We start from the raw sequence: 18251 nt of genomic DNA, 5'->3' as shown, positions 1-18251 counted from the left end.
AATAGATCCCGACGAACTTGTCTACCTAGCCACTGAACAGTGCTGGGCAGCAAACTCGCCACCACCCAGGCCGACATCCAGTCGCCCGCGCGCCGATCGGATGTCACACCCTGCGACCAACGCCGGCTCGTCGTACGGCGCACTGCGAACGTGTGGCTGCGCGGTCTGCACGCACGTACGATCCCCTCAACGTGGAGGAGGCGATGGTGGTGGCCGAACGGACTGACTGGACCCCGCTGTCCCCGCAGGACATGCCCGCGATCGTCGACCTCGCCAAGAGGTGCCTGGGATCCGACGGCGGCCTCCAAGCCACCACAAGCCCAGCCTTCCTGGAGCGCCGATACACCGGTACCGGCGTGACAGCCGTCGGCGCCTTCACCGACCGCCGCCTTCTCGCCTGCGGAGCGCTGCGCACCTCGCCCGACGCCTGCGTGGTGACGGGGCTCGTCGATCCCACCCACCGCGGACGCGGCCTCGGGGCCCGACTCCTCGACGACCTCCTCGACCTGGCGGCTGAGACCGACGGCTGCTCAGGGCCCGTGCAGTTGGAGACCGAGTCGCTGACCCCGCATGCCTCCGCGCTCTTCCGCTCGCGAGGATTCCGGCAGGTATTCGCCGAGGACATCCACCGCCGCGACCTGACGACTTCCCTTCCGCCAAGCCCCCTTCCCGCAGCCGTTCACGCAGAGCAATGGACGGGCGCCAAGCAGGGCGCCTTCTACGAGGCCTACCGCGCATCCTTCGCGGACCGCCCCGGCTTCCCCGACTGGACACAAGACCAGTGGGTCGACTGGACGGTCGACGACTCCTTCGTGCCCCAGTGCTCCCTCGTGGCCCGCACGGCCAACGGCACACCCATAGGTTTCGTGACCTGTGGAGAAGGCTTCCTGATCCAGGTCGGCGCCATTCCGCAATGGCGCAAACGCGGCCTCGCACGAGCACTCGCCACCACCGCCCTCAACCACCTGCGAAGGCACGGCGACACCGAGGTCTTCCTGGACGTCAACGTCAACAACCCGGCGTCCGCCGCACTTTTCCAGAGCCTCGGATTCACCCCCATCGCACGCCGCGCCCGATTCGAGCAGCACTAGAACGTCCGTCCCCATCGCCAGGGCGTTTACGCGCAGCGGTCACCTGGATCCGCAGCCTCCACTCCGCCTCGTGATCCCAGCCAAAGACAAGCCCTAGCTGGGAGGGCCGTTAAGCACCTCTCTGGCGCGGATCACGAAGGCTTCGCAGGCATGCTCCGCTGCCTCGCCTCGGAGGAGCATGTCGGCCTTGTCGGCAGCGAAGATGATCTCTCGGGTCTTCGCCTGGATCGCAGCAGCCTGCTCGGCGAGGTGCCGCGCATGCGGGCCGAGAGCGACGAGGCGGAGCCGGAAGGCGCTACTGCGGACCTCGACGTAGAGCCGGTACGACTCGGCCCGTGCCGCGAGGGCCGCCTCTGATTCGGCTGCCGTGTGCTGGCTTGTCCATCGGTCGTACTGCGCCCGCCGGTAGTCCTCCGCGAGGCCAATGAAGTCAGCGCACGCATCAAGGAGGCGCTGGTGGCTTCGTTCGCGGTCGGCGTGGGCTGCGGACAGGATAACGGTCGTCAGCTGGTAGCGGTGCGCGATAACCGCACCAAGCAGCGTTCCTATGACGGCGACAGCCGCCGCGATGATCCCCGACACGACGCATAGCCCATCATCTGCCAGCAAGCGTCAAACAGAGCGTGAATCGGCCAACGTTCGCCGACCGGCGGGGCCTCAGAACGGGTTTCTCATCGCGAGGTGGCGGGACAGAAATCCCGAGGCGTCGGGACGCCAGGCCCATGCGGGCGGGACAGCGGGCGCGGGACTGTGGTGGGGCGGGGGAAGGGCTCCCGCTCGGCACCACAAGGGGACGGTATGGCCGGTACGGGGGAAGACGGGCGCTTCTGGGGGTGGGGCGGGATCGTGACCGCCCTCGCGGGGGTCGGGGTATTCGTCGCGGCGGGGCCGCTGTGGCCCTTCGAGGAGGCTGATCTCGGCGACAACGCCGCGATGGTGGCCCGGTTGGACGACACGACCATGTGGTGGGCGTTCGCCACGCAACTGGCGTTCACCGTGGCCGCCTTCGGGGCGGTGGTCTTCGGTGCCGGGCTCAAGCGGCGGCTGGAGCGGCAGTGCCCGGCCGGGAGCCTGGTGCCGATGACCGCGTTCATCGGGATGCTGCTCACCGGGGTCATGAGCCTGGCCGGCTGCGGGATGGGGACCGAGGCGTTCCACCAGATCCGGATGCGGGCCGAGAGCGACCCGGACACCCTCATGTCCTCGCTCGGGCAGCTCGGCACCTACGGCTGGCTCTGGACCGGACTGCTGCTCACCGCCGCCGCCCTGGTCGTCGCGGCCTTCCGGCAGGGGGCCGTCGGGCGCTGGATCGGGGTGGTGAGTGTGGTCTTCGGGCTTCTGCTCGCCGTGACGCAGGTGACCCCGTTCCAGTACATGGCTCTGATGGTCGGCGTACCGTACCTGCTCATCCTCGGTGCCGCGTTCGCCTTCGGTCGGCGTGTCCCGGCCTGACCCTGTGACAGGTACGCGCTGCCTTGAGACCCTTATGGCATGGGGGACTTGGGGGATCTTGAGGTAGCGGGACGCAAGCAACAGCGAAGCGGCGGTGGCCATCGGGGGGTGGCCACCGCCGTACTCGTGTCGACCTGGGGGCTCGCGGTCGCCGGGATCGTCCTCGCCGTCATGGCGGGCGCACCCTGGAATAGCGACCAGGGGTTCTTCATCGTCGACACCGCCAACGCATTCGTGTACGGGCTCGTCGCGGCCGTCGTACTGAGCCGCCGCCTGCACCTGGTGGGCTGGCTCGTCGCCCTGACGGCGGCGGGCACGGGCGTCGCCGCCGTCGTCGCGCAGCTGAGCGTCATGGCCCCGCCGTCGCCGGACGACCTGCCGCCGGGCTGGGCGATTCTGCAGGGCACGGCCTGGGTGCCCGGCACCCTGGGCCTGATGCTCGTCGTGCCATACCTGCTGACTGAGGAGAGCCCGGCACGATCCGCTCGCGCAGCCATCGGGGCCGGCGTGGCCGCCATCGGCGCCACCCTCCTCGTCCGACTCCTCGATCCCTGGCCGTGGCCCGCGTCGGGCGAGTCCTTCTCACCGCTCGCGATCCGGGGCGAGTCCTGGGCGCGCCTCGCGGAACCCGTCGCCTGGTGGATCCAGCTGGCCGTCGTGGCGCTCGGCCTCGCCGCTGCGGGGCACGCGGCCTGGTGCCGGTACCGGGATCCGGCCGCGCGCGGCCTCGGCTGGCTCGCCATCGGTGTCGCGCTGATCTCCTCGACGTTCGTCCCGCTGCTCGTATGGCCGGAGGGCGAACCCAGCCTGGCCTTCGCACTGTTCATTCCGCTCACGCACCTGGCCTCGCAGGCCTTCTTCCCGGCCGCCATCCTGGTCACGGTGCTGCGCCGGCGCATGTTCGGCATCGATCTGGCCGTCAACCGGACCCTGGTGTGGACACTGCTCACGGGAATGCTGGTGGCGGGCTACTTCGCCACCGTCGCACTCCTCGGGCTCGTACTCCCCGGCGACGACGCCCTGGCACGGGTGCTGGCCACCGCGGCCACCGCCGCCGGCATCCAGCCCTTCCGCGGCTGGCTGCAGCGTCGCGTGGACCGGCTCGTGTACGGGGAGGCCGCCGCGCCCGCGCTCAGCCGGGTCGGGCGGCATCTGGGGAGCGCGGGAACCCCGGAGCAATCGCTCGCGGGGATGGCGGAGTCCATCGCGGCCTCCTTCAACCTGGGATCCGCACGGATCCTCGACGCGGGCGAGGCACGGGAGGCGGCGGCGGGGGCGGCGACGGATGCCGTGGAGGTGCCGCTGGTCGTACGTGGGGAGCCGGTCGGGGTGCTGCTGGTGACCCCGCGCCCCGGTGAGCGTCTCGACCGGCGGGCCCGCGCCGCCCTCGCCGAGGTGGCCCCGCTGGTGGCCACCGCCGTACAGCTGGCCGCCGTCACGCGGGCGCTGCGAGAGTCGCGCGGGCGGCTGGCGGCGGCCCGGGACGACGAACGGCGAGTGCTGCGAAGGGAGTTGCATGACGAGATCGGCCCGGCTCTGGCCGGCATAGGGCTCGGGCTGTCCGCCGCCCGCAATCTTCTGCCGGAGGGCGCTGACCGGGCGGAGGAGCTGCTGGGCCGGTTGCGGGGCGAGGTCGACGCACGGGTGGAGGAGGTCCGGGTGCTCGCGCGGGGGCTGGTCCCGCCGGTGCTGGCCAAGCTGGGCCTCGTACCGGCACTGCGGGAACTCGTGATGCGGTACGAGGCCGACGGACTGACGGTGGTCGTACGGGCGGAGGGTGACGGGGTCGACGGCACGCCACCGGAAGTCGCGGGGGCGGTGTACGCGATCGTCGCGGAGGCCATCCGCAATGTGTCCCGGCATGCACAGGCCCGCCTGTGTGCGGTCGAACTCTCCATCGCCGACCAGCTGTTGAACGTATCGGTGCAGGACGACGGGCGGGGCATGGCCGCGGATGTCCGGCGTGGGGTCGGCACGGACTCGATCCGCGAACGGGCCGAGGGTGTCGGCGGCACCGCTACCTGGTCCCCGGGCGAGTCCGGTAGGGGCACCCGCCTGGAACTGAGGCTCCCGTGCTGAGCGTGCTGAGGGTGCTGGTCGTGGACGACCACCCCGTCTTCCGGATGGGGATGTCGGCGCTGCTGGGTTCGCTGGCCGGGGTGGAGGTCGTGGGTGAGGCGTCCTCGGTGGAATCGGCGGTGGCGGCCGCGGTCGCCCTCACCCCGGACGTGGTGGTGATGGACCTGCACCTGGGCGACGCGGCCCTGTCGGGGGTGGACGCGACGCGCGAGATCCTGCGGCTGTGCCCGCCGACGGCGGTTCTGGTGGTGACGATGCTGGACGACGACGATTCGGTCTTCGCGTCCATGCGGGCAGGCGCGCGGGGGTACCTCCTGAAGGGGGCAGCACCGGCGGAGATCGAGCGGGCGGTGCGGGCCGTCGCCAACGGGGAGGTGATCCTGGGCCCCCCGGTGGCAAGCCGGGCGATGGAGTACCTGCTGGGCCACGCGGCGGCGGGGGGCGGGCCGGTGCCGTTGCCGGAGCTGACCTCGCGGGAGCGGGAGGTGCTGGACCTGGTGGCCCGCGGGCTGGACAACCTCGCGATCTCGCGGCGTCTGACACTGAGCCCGAAGACGGTCCGCAACCACCTGTCCAACATCCTGGCGAAGCTTCAGGCGGCGACGCGGGCCGAGGCCATCGTGCGAGCCCGCCAGTCAGGCCTGGGCGGCGGACCGTGACCACCCGCGGCGGCGGGCCACCTGGTCCGGCAGCCCGCCGCCCGGGAATCAGACCCAGCGGATGGAGGACGCCTCGTCGTCCATCCAGCCCCCGCTCCACACGCCTTCGACGGTGCGGCCGGACTTTCGTGTATTGAACCAGCTGTGCTCGTAGTAGATGCCGTGGCAGCCCGCGTATTCCTGGGCCGAGCCGATCTCGTCGCCCCAGTTGAAGCCGGTGTTGTCGTTGAAGTACCGGAGGTTGCCCTCCTCGAAGTCGACGGTCCCCCAGTCACCGTCGCAGCCGTGGTCCTTGACAAAGGTGAACGAATGTCCCCCGAAGTTCGAGTCGTTGTAGATGACGGCGATGACCGTCGCCTCGTTCGCCCCGAAGCCGCCGGCGGCGGCCCCCGCGTCGAGCTGCTGCTGCGTAACCGTCTTCGCCCCGGCCGGGAGGCGTACGGCACCGTTCGTCGCGTGGGCTATCGCCTGCGGGAAGGTGTCGAAACAGACCGCCTCCCGCTGGTTCGGCCGCACCGTGCAGTGCTTCTCACCGCCGCCGGTCGCGGCGACGGCGGCCCCCGAGGGCGCCGCCACGGTCATCAGGGCAGCCACGGCAACGGCCCCGGCCAGCGTGGAGGTGCGTAATCCGGACATACGTTAATGCCTCACCGTCTGGTGGAGCGCGGCGTATCCGCGCTGTTGCCCCACCCTCGCCCCTCACCTGTCCCGCACACATGGGGCACGTGTCCTGATTGCCCGGGACCGACTCCGAGTCGCTCCAGTTCCTCCTGGACGCTTGCGCCCCGCCCGGGCAGGGTGCGTCAGGCCTCGCGCGAACGGGAGCGGGCGGGACTTTGTTGCCCGGCCGCGGTGAGTGCGGCGGCCGGGTCGGTGTCGGCCTGGCCTGCGGGCCACCAGTCGCCGTCCTGGTGGACGTACGGGTACCAGCGGTGGTCGGGGCCGAGGCGGAGCTGGAGTCCCTGATCGTTGAGGGTGAGGCGGTTGCGCCAGGCCTTGAGGGGGACGGCCGTGTCGGTCATCTCGGCGAGGGCCTCGGTCAGGTTCGTGCGTGCGGTGGCCATGATGGCGGGGTCGGGGGTGTGGGGCTGCTCGGCGACGGCGAGGCCGGTGGGGCCTCCGTGGTGCCAGGCACGGGTAAGGCGGGCGAATTCAAGGGGCTTGACGCCGGTGGACTGGGTCAGGTGGTGGATCCGCCCAGGTCGCGGGCGGGTGGCGCCGATCCGTACCGCGTCCTGGTGCTGGGTGAGGTGCAGGCTGGTGACATCGCCGGTGAGGAGCCGTGCGGCGCGTACGGCGGCGTCGGCCGTGATGTGTTCGAGTTCCTCGGCGCCCAGGCCGGCGGCGGTCGGCGGGGGAACGGGCAGCGCGAGGGTGTGCGAGGCCGGCGCCGGAAGATCAGGGAGCGCGCCGGGCCGGTCGGAGCGGTCTGCCCAGCGGGCGTACGCGGCGGCGGCCGGGATACCCGCCGCAGCACCGGGTACGGCAGCTCGCTGCTGAGGCTTCGCGCGGCGTGCGCGCAGCTGGGCGAAGATCTCTTCGCGCTGACGGCCGCGCAGCGCGAACAGCACGAACGGATCGGCGTCGATGGCAGAGGCGATGGCGTAGCAGAGCGCGGCGGCGTGTTTGCAGGGGCAGCCCCAGTCAGGGCAGGAACATTCGGGGTCGAGTTCGGTGGGGCGCGGCAGCAGGGGCACGCCCGCCTCGTCGGCGTCGTCGACGAGTTCGGAGGGCATCTCCCCGTCGAGGAGAGCGGCGAGGTGCCCGGCGCGGGCCGCGATGGCGTCGAGGAGGATGTCCCACTGGGTGTCGGTGAGAACCGGCAGGTGGACCGAGGAGCGGTAGGGGCTGGGGCGGCTGCCCTGGACGAGGGCCTCGACCCGACCGGGGGTGACGACGGGCGCCCCGACCAGTCCCTTGCGGGCATAGGTGCGGCCGCGGGAGAGGCGTGCCGCGTCCAGGGTGGAGTCCTCCAGGGCGGTAACCCAGGCCTGGCCCCACCAGGTGGCGGCGAAGGCTCGTTTGCCCCGGGCCGGCGCGCGGCGGGCTCCGGCGCGGGCGGATCCCGCCGTGGCAGGGGGCCTGGCGGGCGACGGCCGAGCGGGGCTCATGACCGCCGTCCCAGGGCGACGAGTTCGGCGAGGTCGACGTCGGACGGTTCGGTGAGACCGGCCTCGCCGGAGCCGACGACGGCTTCGGCGAGGGCCCGTTTGGTATCGAGCAGCCGGGCCACTTTGTCCTCCACGGTTCCCTCGGCGATGAGCTTGTGCACCTGGACGGGCCGATCCTGCCCAATGCGATAGGCGCGGTCGGTGGCCTGGTCCTCGACGGCTGGGTTCCACCAGCGGTCGTAGTGCACGACATGGGTGGCGCGGGTGAGGTTGAGTCCGGTGCCGGCCGCCCTGAGCGACAGCAGGAAGACGGGGTACCTCACCGGCCTGGAAGCGTTCCACCATCCCCTCTCGGCGGGCTACCGGGGTTCCGCCGTGCAGGAAGACGGCGGGGACACCGCGGGCGGCGAGATGCTTCTCCAGCAAGGACGCCATCTGCTTGTACTGGGTGAAGACCAGGACCGACTCGCCCTCGGCGATGAGGGTGTCCAGGAGTTCGTCGAGCAGGTCGAGTTTGCCGGAGCGGCCGGCCGGCGGTGCGCCGCGGCCCGGCACGTGCGGTTCCTTGAGGTACTGGGCGGGGTGGTTGCAGATCTGCTTCAGCGCGGTGAGCAGCTTCAGGACCAGGCCGCGCCGGGCGATGCCCTCGGACTCCTGGATCTTGCCCATGGTCTCGCGGACCACCGCCTCGTACAGGGCCGCCGGTTCGGCCGTCAGTGACACGACGCGGTCGGTCTCGGTCTTGGGCGGCAGCTCGGGCGCGATGCCCGGGTCGGACTTCTTGCGGCGCAGCAGGAAGGGACGTACGAGACGCGACAGCCGCTCCGCCGCCTCGGGGTCCTCACCCGACTCGACGGCACGGGCGTAGCGGTCGCGGAAGGATGATAGCGGGCCGAGGAGCCCCGGGGTGGTCCAGTCGAGCAGCGCCCACAGTTCGGAGAGGTTGTTCTCGACGGGGGTGCCGGTCAGGGCGACGCGGGCCTTCGCCGGCAGGGCGCGCAGTTCACGGGCGGACCGCGTAGGGGTTCTTGACGTGCTGGGCCTCGTCGGCGGCCACCAGCGAGAAGGCGGTCTCGGCGAGCGTCTCGCGGTCACGGCGCAGGACTCCGTAGGTGACCAGGACGATCTCGTCGTCGGCCAGACCGGTCATAAGCCGATCTCCGCCGTGGTAGCGGCGGACAGGCGTGCCGGGCGCGAACTTCTCCGCCTCGCGCTCCCGGTTGCCCAGCAGCGAGGCGGGGCAGACCACCAGCGTGGGACCGGCGGTGGCGGGGTCGCTCTGGCGGTGGAGGTGGAGGGCGAGGAGCGTGATGGTCTTGCCCAGGCCCATGTCGTCCGCGAGGCAGCCGCCCAGGCCGAGGGCGCACATCTCGGCCAGCCAGGCGAGACCCCGCTTCTGGTAGTCGCGCAGGGTGGCCTTGAGCAGGGCGGGTTGCTCGACGGGGGTGCGCAGGGCGGGGTCGCGGATCGCTTCGACCAGTTCCCCGAGCGCGCCGGCGGCCTGGCAGGCGGTGGTCTCCCCGTCCCGTTCGGCCTCGCCGGTCAGCGCGGCGGAAAGGGCCTCCATCGGGGTGAGCGGATCCATCCGGCGTCGTTTGGCGCGGGCCACCAGCTTGGGGTCGGCGACCACCCACTGTTCGCGCAGCCGGATCAGCGGGCGGCGGGCTTCGGCCAGCTCGTCCATCTCGGCCTCGGTGAGCGGCTCGCCGTCGAGCGAGAGCTGCCAGGTGAAGTCGAGGAGCGCGTCGGTGTCCAGGAGCCGGCCCACGCTGGAGCCGGGGGCGACGCGCCGGGTGATCTCGGCGGTGGCGGTGAGCGCCTTGACCAGTTCGCGCGGCCAGTGCACGGCCACCCCGGCGGCAGCGAGCGGGCCGGTGGCATCGCCCAGCAGCTCCATGGGTTCGTCGTCGTTCAGCCGCAGCTCGTCGGGGGCGGCGTCCCCCAGCAGGCGGGCCAGGGGCGGCCAGGCGCGGGCGCCACGGCGCAGCGCGAGCAGCGTCTCGGTCTCCACGCGCGAGCCGAGGAGGCGTTCCACCTCGGCCGGTGCGCTCCAGAGGTGGGTGGCGTCGACGACGAGTGCGGGGTCGGCCGCGGTGTGCAGCTGCAGCACGGCCCGGAACTGCCCGCGCCTGCCCGTCGGCGGCTCGACCCGCAGTGAGACGCGAACGTCGGCGGTGAGCGCGGCCTCGGTCTCCTCGGCCCAGGCGCGCAGGGCGGGTAGGGGGCGCGCCTGCTGCCAGGCGTACGGAACGGGGCCCATGGCGAGGGGCATGGCCGGGGTGCGGGCCAGACTGTCCGCGACGGCATCGCAGAACTCCCGTACCAGGACGGCCGGTTCGGCGATCCGCAGCGGGGCGGAACCCGGAACGGGCAGACAATGGGCGTGCGGCGGGAATACCTCGGCGAGAGCGGCCAGGGCCTGGTGCTGGGCGGTGGTGAAGGGGCCTGTCCGCCAGCTGTCGTAGCCCTCGGGCGTGAGCGCGGGGAAGAGCCGGCCGTCGGCGAGCAGCCGCAGCGCGAGCTGGGCCGCGGCCTGCCAGGCGGTGGCGGACGCGTCCCGCGTCCCCGTCTCCACCCCCGTCGCCAGCAGGGCGGATACGGCGACGGGGACGGCCAGCGTGTACCCCTCGACGGTGCGCCTGCGCACCGCCCGGCCGTGCGGAAGGACGAGCTCGGTACGCTCGGTGCCCGATCCCGGCTGGGGGTGCGTCCGGGGCGGCCGCCGCCCCGGTGGGTCTCCACAGCAGCATCCGCCCCTGCCGGGAGGGCTCCGCGGCCAGGAAGACCGCGGCCCAGCCGTTGTCCAGGAGGCGCGCGGCGAAGGCGGTCGCCTCCGGCGTGGCCAAGGGCGGCGTGCTCCTCGCGGGCAGCCCGGATTCTCGTACGACGACCCGTGCCACGTTCCCTCCGTCCCCCCGCCCCCATCCCGGCCACGCGCAGCGCCGGGTCATCTCACCTCATCACATCCGCACCGCCCACAGAAACCTGGGGTGAGAGCCTCACTGTCGGAACGAGCCTTGTTCGCCGCGGTGCGCAGCCGCTTGGCCAGCCGCTTGCCGGTGTCACGCAGCTTGTCGCCGAGTGTGGCGAGCGTGTGTCCGGTGGCCTGGTGCGCCACCCGCCACAATCCATCGGCCGGCTGTTCCAGCTCCCCCGCGGGCAGCTGGTGGGCCCCGCGGAGCGCCTCGTACGGCTCCACGCCTTCAACGGCTTCACGAGGAGCGAAAGGCCACGGCCTCCGCACCGCCCCCGCAGGGGCCGAACCATATTCGGACCGGCCCGGTCAGCTCCCAACGGAGCAGGCCGAGCGGCTCTGAGAAGGGCCCCTGGCGAATCGGGGTTACGATCCCGACGCGCAAGTGCCCGGACGGTCACGGAGGCTGGGACTCAGGGATGCAGACCTGCTGTTCTCGGGCGATCGCACAGGCCCAGGTCCTGGGCACGCAGCACGGTGCTGGTGCGGTCCTGGGTGCCTAGTTTGGCGCGCAGGTGCTCGGCGTGCTTGTCGACGGTGCGTGGGGTGATCCCGAGCCTGCGTGCAATTGCCCGGCTGGTGAGCCCGTATTGCCACAGATGCAGAATCTCGCTCTCGCGTGGCGTGAGCCGGATGCCGTGAGGGTTCGGGGCCCGCCGACCGAAGCGCAGGTCGTGTATGCCTCCCAGTACCGTGCCCAACTCACGGGCCATGGCCAGGTCCAGGGCGCTGAAGGCGGTCCGGGCACGCATGACGGCCATACCCCGGACCAGGCCGGGGCTGCCCAGGAGCCGGATCACCAGCTGCTCGGACATGCCCGCGTGCTCGCGCAGGAAGCCGTACGCAGCCGAGGCCCGCCACTCGGTCCGCGTGGTGAGCCGCGCGGTGTCGACGGCGGCCTCGGGGCCGCCGTTCTGGAAGTACCGGGCAGCCTGGTGACCGGTGAGGAAGGCCCGGAATGCCTGCGGATCATCGGTGGAGAGTCCGAACTGCTCCATCGGGTACGCCGCCACCTGCCGGCAGTGCCCGGCCCGGAGGTTCATCTCGCAGGCGTCCACGGCATCGGCCTGGAACACCTCGGCCAAGTCGGAGTTCGCCAGCACCGCGGGGAACTCCGACTGGTCACATGTGATGCCGCGTTCAACCACCGCCCAGAGCGTCCGGTAGTCGCCCGGGCCGATACGGGCCATGTGTCCATGGTCCCCCGCCGTCCGGCCATACGCAATTTCCTCACCTGCCGCCGGTCCGCATCAGCTGTCTACCGTCGCAAGGGGTGAACAAACACCCATACCGAAAAGGTGAGGAGAACGGACCATGACTACCGAACGCATCCAGGACGACGGCTCTGACTTCGCCATGTCCGACGGGTGCCCGGAGCACTGGCGTGCTGCTGCGGCCACCGGCTCAGCGCTGATCCTCGGCGCGAACAATACGGCTTCGGACACTACCGGAATTTATGCAGTCCCATACCTGCATCCGGGTGCCGTTGCCGCCGATGGTGCTCCAGTCGGCGTCCAGAGCCGTAGGTGTCTCCCGTCTCTTGCAGGCAGCGGCCGTTGTAGACATTGCGGACGGTGACGTACGCAGCCGAGGTGGCCTGGGTGTCGGCTTTGGGATCTGCCGGGGCAGGCCCTGCCGTGGCCAGGCCTGGTGGCCCGGCCGGCGAAGCCTTGTCTCCACCGCCTGGCTTGCGGTCATGCAGAGGATGCCGAGCCCGGTGGAACGGCGCGCGGCCGCGTCGGCTTGGGTGTCGGATACCGGGGTCAGCAGACGCCGGTGGGGGCCGTGGCACCGATGGTGAGGGGGCCCGGGGTGGCGCAGCAGCCGGCAGTGGCGGCCTCATCGGCCTCGGGCTGGTCGAACAGGCCCGCGCCGCCGCAGACGCCGGTCTCGGGGAGGGTCAGTTCGACGCGTTCGGCGGCTTCGCGGTCGCCGGCGAGGGCGGCGGCGATGGAGCGGACCTGCTCGTAGCCGGTCATGGCGAGGAAGGTCGGGGCGCGGCCGTAGGACTTCATGCCGACGAGGTAGACGTCCTGCTCCGGGTGGGAGAGCTCGTTCACGCCGTGCGGGTAAACGGTGCCGCAGGAGTGCTGGTTGGGGTCGATCAGAGGGGCCAGTTCCACCGGGGCCTGGAGGCGCTCGTCGAGGCCGAGGCGGAGTTCGTCCAGGAAGGACAGGTCGGGGCGAAAGCCGGTCAGGACGATGACCTCGTCCACCGGGTCCAGGCGGTGGCCGTCCTCGCCGATCAGCACCAGGCGGTCATCGGCGTCCCGCTCGACGGCCTCGGTGCGGAATCCGGTGACCGCGTCGGCGTACCCGCCGTCGACCGCCGCCTTCGCCGCCAGGCCCAGGGCGCCACGGGCGGGGAGTTGGTCGGCCTCGCCACCGCCGAAGGTGGAGCCGGAGATGCCGCGGCGAAGGATCCAGGTGGCGTGCGTGCCGGTGCCGTCCTGGGACTTCGCGAGATCGGCAAGGTAGGCGAGGGCGGTGAAGGCGGAGGCGCCGGAGCCGATGACGGCGGTGCGCTTGCCCGCGTACCGGGCGCGGGTGGCGGGGTGCTTCAGGTCGGGGACGCGGTAGGCGATGTGGTCGGTGGCGGACTTTTCGCCGAGGGCGGCGAGTCCGCTGCCGCCGGCGGGGCCGGGGGTGGACCAGGTGCCGGAGGCGTCGATCACGGCGCGGGCCAGGACGCGGTGCTCGCGGCCGTCGGCGTTCTCGTACTGGATCACGAAGGGCTGGGTCTCACGGTCGGCGTCGACGATGCGGTCACGGCCGGTGCGGGAGACACCGGTGACGCGGGCGTCGTAGCGGACCCGCTCGCCCAGGACATCGGCGAGGGGCTGGAGGTAGAGCTCGGCCCAGTCTCCGCCGGACGGGTAGCCGCTCGGCTCCGGCTTGACCCACCCGGTGGGGGCGAGGAGCTTCTCGGCGGCCGGGTCGACGACCTCACCCCAGGGAGAGAACAGCCGTACGTGCGCCCACTCTCGGACCGCGGCTCCGGCAGCGGGACCTGCCTCCAGGACGAGGGGGGCGATGCCGCGGTCGACGAGGTGGGCGGCGGCAGCGAGTCCGGTGGGGCCGGCACCGATGACGAGGACGGGCAGGTCGGTGGTGGCAGTCGCGTTCACGGTCGGCTCCCTGGCTGCTTCGATGCCTGTCGATGGATTTACATGGCCAGCATGGCACCTGATTCGACAAGCGTCAACATAGATAGATGTCGAAGTACCACTCCCCTTGGTTCGATGTGTGTCAACATAGACACATGTCGAATGCCATGGTCCTGCCGCTTCTGGAGCCCGAGGCCGTCGCGCCCTGCTGCCCGCCGCTGAACGAGCGCCCCATCTCGGCGGACGAGGCCGAGGTCGCGGCGAAGATGTTCAAGGCCCTCGGCGACCCGGTGCGCCTACGCCTGTTCTCCGCGGTCGCGTCCCACGAGGGCGGCGAGGCATGCGTCTGTGACATCTCCGACGTCGGCGTCTCCCAGCCCACCGTCTCGCATCACCTGAAGAAGCTGAAGGAAGCCGGGCTGCTGTCCTCCGAGCGGCGCGGTACGTGGGTGTACTACCGGGTGGAGCCGTCCGTGCTGGCAGCGATGGGCGCGCTGCTGGCCGGCGCCGCGAAGGCGGCGTGACCGGAGTCCCGCAGGAGCGGGCCGAAGGTCTGCTCGGCGAGTTCCACGGCGCGGGTGCGGCCGACGATCTCGCCGTGGAACTCGGGATGGTTCCGCTGCCATTGTTCGGCGGAGGCGGGGCCGGTGAAGAAGTTCAGGGCGTCGCAGCAGACCGCCGCGGCGGGTCCCTCGCCGGCTCGTCGGCCGACGTAGACCACCGTGGTGGCCGGCTCCCAGGTCGGTACGCCGCCGGTGAACGTGACCGTGACCGGCTCGCCGGTCACGGGATCGGTGGAGGAGATCGTGACGTCCCGGCCGAGCATCGCGCGGATGCCGAGGGCGTCGATCGCGCACATCGACCAGACCTGGACGCCGTCGGCCGACCGGACCCGGTGTCGGGTGGGCGTGGCGGAGAAGGGGTAGGCCGCGGAGATCCGTCCGGCCGGGTCGAGGGTCAGGAAGTCCTCGCGGTCCAGCTCGGCCAGCACCTCGGCCGCGGTACGTCCGGCCGTGGCCGCGGCGGCCTCCAGGGCGGCGGGGTCGGGTGCGTGGCCGGTCGTCGCGAGGTGCAGCAGGACCGCCTGGTGGACGGCTCTCAAGCCGCGCTCGGCCGGGGCGCGTCGGCCCCGGCCCGCCCGGCCGATCGGATCGAGTACGTCCGCCCGGTCCGGCTCGCAGCAGCCGTCACCGCCGCCCGCGAGTGCTCGGCGCAGGGCCCGGACGGTCGGCGCCCCTTCCGCGCGGCCGTCCGGGTCCCGGTAGAGGCGGCAGGAGACGGAGGGGAGAGCTCCCGGCCTCGCGAAGGGGTCCACGCCGTCCAGCAGGATGGTGGGCGAGCCGGCCATGCCCAGGCGGGCCGCCTCGTCCTCTTCACCCACCTCGATCGTCTCCAGCCGGGCCGGGCGTCCGTCGAGGGCAGCTGTGATCCGCTCCTGGATCAGGGGCAGGTTCGGGCAGTCCGGCACGGCGAGGATGGTGATCCGCATCCCGGTTTCCTTCCGGCTCGGGGTTCGTGGCCGACCGTAGACCTTCCAGTCCGCTGGAAGGTCAAGGGCGTAGCGTGGAGGCATGGGCATGCGCATCGGTGACCTCGCGGCGGCCGGGGGCGTGACGGCCAAGACCGTCCGCTTCTACGAGCAGACCGGGCTGCTGCCCGCCCCACCGCGTACGTCGAGCGGCTACCGGAACTATCCGCCGGAGACGGTCCAGCGGCTCGGGTTCGTCCGCGACGCCCAGGCGGCCGGGCTGACCCTCGCCGAGATCCGGTCCGTACTGGAGCTGCGCGACAGCGGACGGGCGCCCTGCGGGCGGGTCGCCGCGTTGATCGACGAGCACCTCACCGAGATCGAACGGCGGATGACCGAACTCGCCCAGTCCCGAGCCGCCCTGCGCGACCTCGCCCGACGGGCGGCGGCCACCGATCCCGCCACCTGCCAGGCCGACGACATCTGCACGATCATCAGCACGCCCTGAGCGGTTGCCGCCTGCTGCCGTCGGCCGCCGAGTCGTTCGGCGATCTCGCGGGCGGCCTCCCGGGCGGGACGCCCGACCCCGATCAGCGTCGCGGAGGCGGGCCCGGTCCAGTCGCCGTACCCGAGCAGGTGCAGGCGGGGCTCGTCCACGGCGCGGGTGCCCTCGGTGGCGATCCGGCCGCGCGCACCGCGCAGGCGCAGGGAGGCGAAGGGGGCGAGGGCGGGGCGGAAGCCCGTGCACCAGATGACCGCGTCCGCCTCGGCGATGCCCAGGCGGCGCAGGTGGTGGCCGGCGGCGAGCCCCGGTTGGCCGCCGCCGATCACCACCACATCGGTGCGCCGCGTCATGCGGCGGGCTGATCCTGGCCGGTCCTGCCGCGCATGAAGATGACCGCCACCAGGGCCAGGCCCACGACCACGCCCATCAGCTGCATGGCGACGAAGCCGGCGACCGAGGCCGGGGCGATGCCCGCGAAGGTGTCGGTGAAGGCGCGGCCGATCGTCACGGCCGGGTTCGCGAACGAGGTGGAGGAGGTGAACCAGTAGGCGGCGCCGATGTACGAGGCCACGGCGACCGGGGCGAACCGGAGGCGGTCCGTACGCGCCAGGCCGAAGATCAGCAGGATCAGACCGGCGGTGGCGACGACCTCGCCGAGCAGGAGGTTGCCGGCCGAGCGGTCGTGCCGCGACCACCGCACCAGCGGCTCCCCGAACATCGCGTCCGCCAGGATCGCCCCCGCGATCGCGCCGACGATCTGCGAGGGGACGTACACGGCGAGCTCGCGGGCGTTGACGCCGGCGCCGCCGCGGCGGGCGGTCCACCACTCGGCCAGGGTGACGGCGGGGTTGAAGTGGGCCCCGGAGACCGGGCCGAGGAGGGCGATCAGGACGCCGAGGCCGAAGACGGTGGCGGTGGAGTTGGCCAGCAGCCGGAGGGCTACGTCGTCGGTGAGCTCGGTGGCCTGGATGCCGGAGCCGACGACGATCGCCACCAAGGCGGCGGTGCCGACCAGCTCGGCTGCGGCGCGGGCGATCAGCGGGGTGCGGGGCGGGGTCGCGCCCGGTGCCGGCTGCGGCGACGTGTCGGCGGGGGCCATGGCGTCGCTCGCGGCGGGCTCGGTGGCGGTCACGACAGGTTCTCCTCGGGCAGGTGAGGCGGGGCAGACAAGCTGCGAAGGCTATGGGCAGGACCGCTTGAGGTTCGCTTCGGCGGTGGCGCGCGCGGTCTCGGCGAGGTCGGCGAACTGACCGGCGAGCGATTCGATGACTTCCGGGCGCAGGCGGTAGTAGGTGAACCGCCCGCACGGCTCCGTCTCCACGACCCCGGCCTCGCGCAGCACCTTCAGGTGGTTGGAGAGGTTCGTCTGCTTGGCGCCCGTCTCCTCCACGAGGTGGGTGGTGCAGAGCGTCTCCTTGGCGAGGAGGGTCACGATCCGGAGCCTGAGCGGGTCGGCCAGAACCCGGATCAGATCAGTGTCGACTGACGTCATCATGTACTGATACTGTCACATCAGCTGAGGCTGACACCAGTCCGGGCTGATCTTTGGCTCCGTGCGCAGTCACAACGCCGGACGCTCCTCGCAGTTGCCCGACCCCAAGGAAGAACGATGTCCTCCACCCCTGCCGCGTCCGTCCTCTTCGTCTGCGTCCACAACGCCGGCCGTTCGCAGATGGCGGCCGGGTTCCTGCGCCACCTCGCCGGGGACCGCGTCGAGGTCCGCTCCGCCGGCTCCGTGCCCGGCGACCGGATCAACCCCTCCGCCGTGGCCGCCATGGCCGAGCTGGGCATCGACATCTCCGACCAGAAGCCGAAGGTCCTCACCCCCGAGGCCGCCCAGGCGTCCGACTACATCATCACCATGGGCTGCGGCGACGCGTGCCCGTACTTCCCCGGCAAGACCTACCTCGACTGGGAGCTCGAGGACCCGGCCGGCCAGGGTGTCGAGGCCGTCCGCCCCATCCGCGACGAGATCAGGGGCCTCATCGAGGGCCTGATCGCCGAGATCGACGCCGGGTCCAACGCCTGAGACAGAACGACGCCACTGCACTGGGGTTCACCGATGCGCATGTATCTCTCCTCCTTCCGCACCGGTGACCAACCGGAGCAGATGCTGGCGCTGCTGGGCGATCCCGCCGGTGCGGGCGGTCGAGCTGGATCTGCGAGCGTGCTTCGGCCGGCCCGCGGAGGATGCGGCGGCCGCTCTCGCCCGGCTCCCGCTGGTGTGGGTCCGTGATCAACGGGGCGGACGGTCGCATCAATTGAGCGCGGCGGGCTCCGCCTTGCGTCCGTGGACGCCGGTGCGTCGCTCGGCCCGCAGCTCGTCGGCGAAGACCCGCTGGTAGGCGGCCGGCGGACGCGCGTCGCCGGCGACGTGCACGCACGGGGTGCCACGCTCGGTCAGCGCGGCCACCGGGAACCGGGCGGTGGGCGCCCGTCAGAGGTTGCCGCTGTAGCCGGGGTCCGGGAGTTGGCGGGGGTTCCACCATTCGGTGAGGCCCCAGAGGCCCAGGGCGAGGACCAGGAGGGCCGCGAGGACCGGCGCCCAGGGGCGGTGCACCCACCTCGTGGTCAGCTTCCAGGCGAGGAAGGGGAGCAGGGCTCCGCCCAGCAGGATGAGCGGGAGGTCGACGAAGACCACGCTCAGGTCGCGGGCGTGGCCCTCGAATCCGCCGTCGATGCTGAACGCGGCGCGCGGTGCCCATACGAGTGCCCCGGTGGTCGCGCCGAGGGCGGCGAGGAGGCGGCCGGTTCGGGCGGGCCCGGCCTGCGTGGTTCTTTCCGTCATGACCTGGAGGGACGCCG

At 72.0% G+C, this 18251-nt stretch carries 17 protein-coding genes and 2 pseudogenes; 7 read left to right on the top strand and 12 right to left on the bottom strand.

Features of this window, described 5'->3' with window-relative positions; all coding sequences use genetic code 11:
* Positions 1 to 209: 209 nt before the first annotated feature.
* Positions 210 to 1091 carry a GNAT family N-acetyltransferase gene (locus tag ACGFYU_RS15825; protein ID WP_393827851.1) on the top strand — a complete coding sequence of 294 codons (882 nt, stop codon included), beginning with the start codon at positions 210 to 212 and terminating at the stop codon, positions 1089 to 1091.
* Positions 1092 to 1184: 93 nt separating this feature from the next.
* Here the strand turns inward: ACGFYU_RS15825 and ACGFYU_RS15820 are convergent, their stop codons facing one another.
* Positions 1185 to 1673 (bottom strand): hypothetical protein, encoded by a 489-nt coding sequence (locus tag ACGFYU_RS15820; RefSeq protein ID WP_393827850.1) that lies wholly within the window; start codon positions 1671 to 1673, stop codon positions 1185 to 1187.
* Between the two features lie 216 nt (positions 1674 to 1889).
* Here ACGFYU_RS15820 and ACGFYU_RS15815 point away from each other — a divergent pair, with 216 nt between their 5' ends.
* The 3 genes from ACGFYU_RS15815 to ACGFYU_RS15805 all read left to right on the top strand — a co-directional run bounded on the left by ACGFYU_RS15815 (position 1890) and on the right by ACGFYU_RS15805 (position 5281).
* The gene (locus ACGFYU_RS15815) at positions 1890 to 2543 is read left to right on the top strand and encodes a hypothetical protein (protein ID WP_393827849.1); all 654 of its coding nucleotides are present in this window, start codon (positions 1890 to 1892) and stop codon (positions 2541 to 2543) included.
* 108 nt (positions 2544 to 2651) lie between these two features.
* Complete coding sequence (locus ACGFYU_RS15810; RefSeq protein WP_393827848.1) at positions 2652 to 4622, top strand: sensor histidine kinase; 1971 nt, start codon at positions 2652 to 2654, stop codon at positions 4620 to 4622.
* Positions 4616 to 5281, top strand: coding sequence for a response regulator (locus tag ACGFYU_RS15805; protein WP_393827847.1), 666 nt, complete (start codon positions 4616 to 4618; stop codon positions 5279 to 5281). Before ACGFYU_RS15810 ends, ACGFYU_RS15805 begins: the two co-directional genes overlap by 7 nt.
* Positions 5282 to 5329: 48 nt before the next feature.
* On the opposite strand, the gene ACGFYU_RS15800 is transcribed toward ACGFYU_RS15805, so the two are convergent.
* From ACGFYU_RS15800 to ACGFYU_RS15780, 5 genes and pseudogenes are all read right to left on the bottom strand, one after another.
* The gene (locus tag ACGFYU_RS15800; RefSeq protein WP_393827846.1) at positions 5330 to 5917 is read right to left on the bottom strand and encodes a hypothetical protein; all 588 of its coding nucleotides are present in this window, start codon (positions 5915 to 5917) and stop codon (positions 5330 to 5332) included.
* 167 nt (positions 5918 to 6084) lie between these two features.
* Positions 6085 to 7392, bottom strand: a complete 1308-nt coding sequence (locus tag ACGFYU_RS15795) for an SWIM zinc finger family protein (RefSeq protein ID WP_393827845.1) — start codon at positions 7390 to 7392, stop codon at positions 6085 to 6087.
* Positions 7389 to 10142 (bottom strand): annotated as a pseudogene (locus tag ACGFYU_RS15790) (DEAD/DEAH box helicase). Before ACGFYU_RS15790 ends, ACGFYU_RS15795 begins: the two are co-directional and overlap by 4 nt.
* A 637-nt stretch (positions 10143 to 10779) precedes the next feature.
* Positions 10780 to 11556 (bottom strand): response regulator transcription factor, encoded by a 777-nt coding sequence (locus ACGFYU_RS15785; RefSeq protein WP_393827844.1) that lies wholly within the window; start codon positions 11554 to 11556, stop codon positions 10780 to 10782.
* A gap of 573 nt (positions 11557 to 12129) precedes the next feature.
* Positions 12130 to 13494: an NAD(P)-binding domain-containing protein gene (locus tag ACGFYU_RS15780; RefSeq protein WP_393827843.1), complete on the bottom strand. Its 1365-nt coding sequence runs from the start codon at positions 13492 to 13494 to the stop codon at positions 12130 to 12132.
* Between the two features lie 134 nt (positions 13495 to 13628).
* On the opposite strand from ACGFYU_RS15780, the gene ACGFYU_RS15775 reads away from it, so the two are divergent.
* Positions 13629 to 13997, top strand: coding sequence for an ArsR/SmtB family transcription factor (locus ACGFYU_RS15775; protein ID WP_393827842.1), 369 nt, complete (start codon positions 13629 to 13631; stop codon positions 13995 to 13997).
* Here the strand turns inward: ACGFYU_RS15775 and ACGFYU_RS15770 are convergent.
* Complete coding sequence (locus tag ACGFYU_RS15770) at positions 13928 to 14962, bottom strand: alkylmercury lyase family protein (protein ID WP_393827841.1); 1035 nt, start codon at positions 14960 to 14962, stop codon at positions 13928 to 13930. The two genes, ACGFYU_RS15775 and ACGFYU_RS15770, sit on opposite strands and share 70 nt — an antisense overlap.
* An 88-nt stretch (positions 14963 to 15050) precedes the next feature.
* Between ACGFYU_RS15770 and ACGFYU_RS15765 the strand changes: the two genes are divergently transcribed.
* Positions 15051 to 15449: a heavy metal-responsive transcriptional regulator gene (locus ACGFYU_RS15765; RefSeq protein ID WP_393828036.1), complete on the top strand. Its 399-nt coding sequence runs from the start codon at positions 15051 to 15053 to the stop codon at positions 15447 to 15449.
* Between the two features lie 26 nt (positions 15450 to 15475).
* Here ACGFYU_RS15765 and ACGFYU_RS15760 read toward each other — a convergent pair.
* From ACGFYU_RS15760 to ACGFYU_RS15750, 3 genes and pseudogenes are all read right to left on the bottom strand, one after another.
* Positions 15476 to 15712 (bottom strand): annotated as a pseudogene (locus tag ACGFYU_RS15760) (pyridine nucleotide-disulfide oxidoreductase); the annotation flags it as partial.
* A gap of 80 nt (positions 15713 to 15792) precedes the next feature.
* Positions 15793 to 16578 carry an aquaporin gene (locus ACGFYU_RS15755; RefSeq protein WP_393827840.1) on the bottom strand — a complete coding sequence of 262 codons (786 nt, stop codon included), beginning with the start codon at positions 16576 to 16578 and terminating at the stop codon, positions 15793 to 15795.
* 48 nt (positions 16579 to 16626) lie between these two features.
* Positions 16627 to 16941: an ArsR/SmtB family transcription factor gene (locus tag ACGFYU_RS15750; protein WP_393827839.1), complete on the bottom strand. Its 315-nt coding sequence runs from the start codon at positions 16939 to 16941 to the stop codon at positions 16627 to 16629.
* Positions 16942 to 17055: 114 nt separating this feature from the next.
* Between ACGFYU_RS15750 and ACGFYU_RS15745 the strand changes: the two genes are divergently transcribed.
* The gene (locus ACGFYU_RS15745; RefSeq protein WP_393827838.1) at positions 17056 to 17475 is read left to right on the top strand and encodes an arsenate reductase ArsC; all 420 of its coding nucleotides are present in this window, start codon (positions 17056 to 17058) and stop codon (positions 17473 to 17475) included.
* 228 nt (positions 17476 to 17703) lie between these two features.
* Here ACGFYU_RS15745 and ACGFYU_RS15740 read toward each other — a convergent pair whose 3' ends face one another.
* Entirely contained in the window at positions 17704 to 17859 is a 156-nt protein-coding gene (locus ACGFYU_RS15740) for a hypothetical protein (protein ID WP_393827837.1), read from the bottom strand.
* A gap of 24 nt (positions 17860 to 17883) precedes the next feature.
* Positions 17884 to 18234: a hypothetical protein gene (locus tag ACGFYU_RS15735; protein WP_393827836.1), complete on the bottom strand. Its 351-nt coding sequence runs from the start codon at positions 18232 to 18234 to the stop codon at positions 17884 to 17886.
* Between the last annotated feature and the right edge of the window lie 17 nt (positions 18235 to 18251).

The organism is Streptomyces sp. NPDC048337 (assembly GCF_043201175.1).
Classification (GTDB): domain Bacteria; phylum Actinomycetota; class Actinomycetes; order Streptomycetales; family Streptomycetaceae; genus Streptomyces.
Note: the sequence above shows the minus strand (reverse complement) of the source record. Positions and strands in the feature narration are given on the sequence as shown.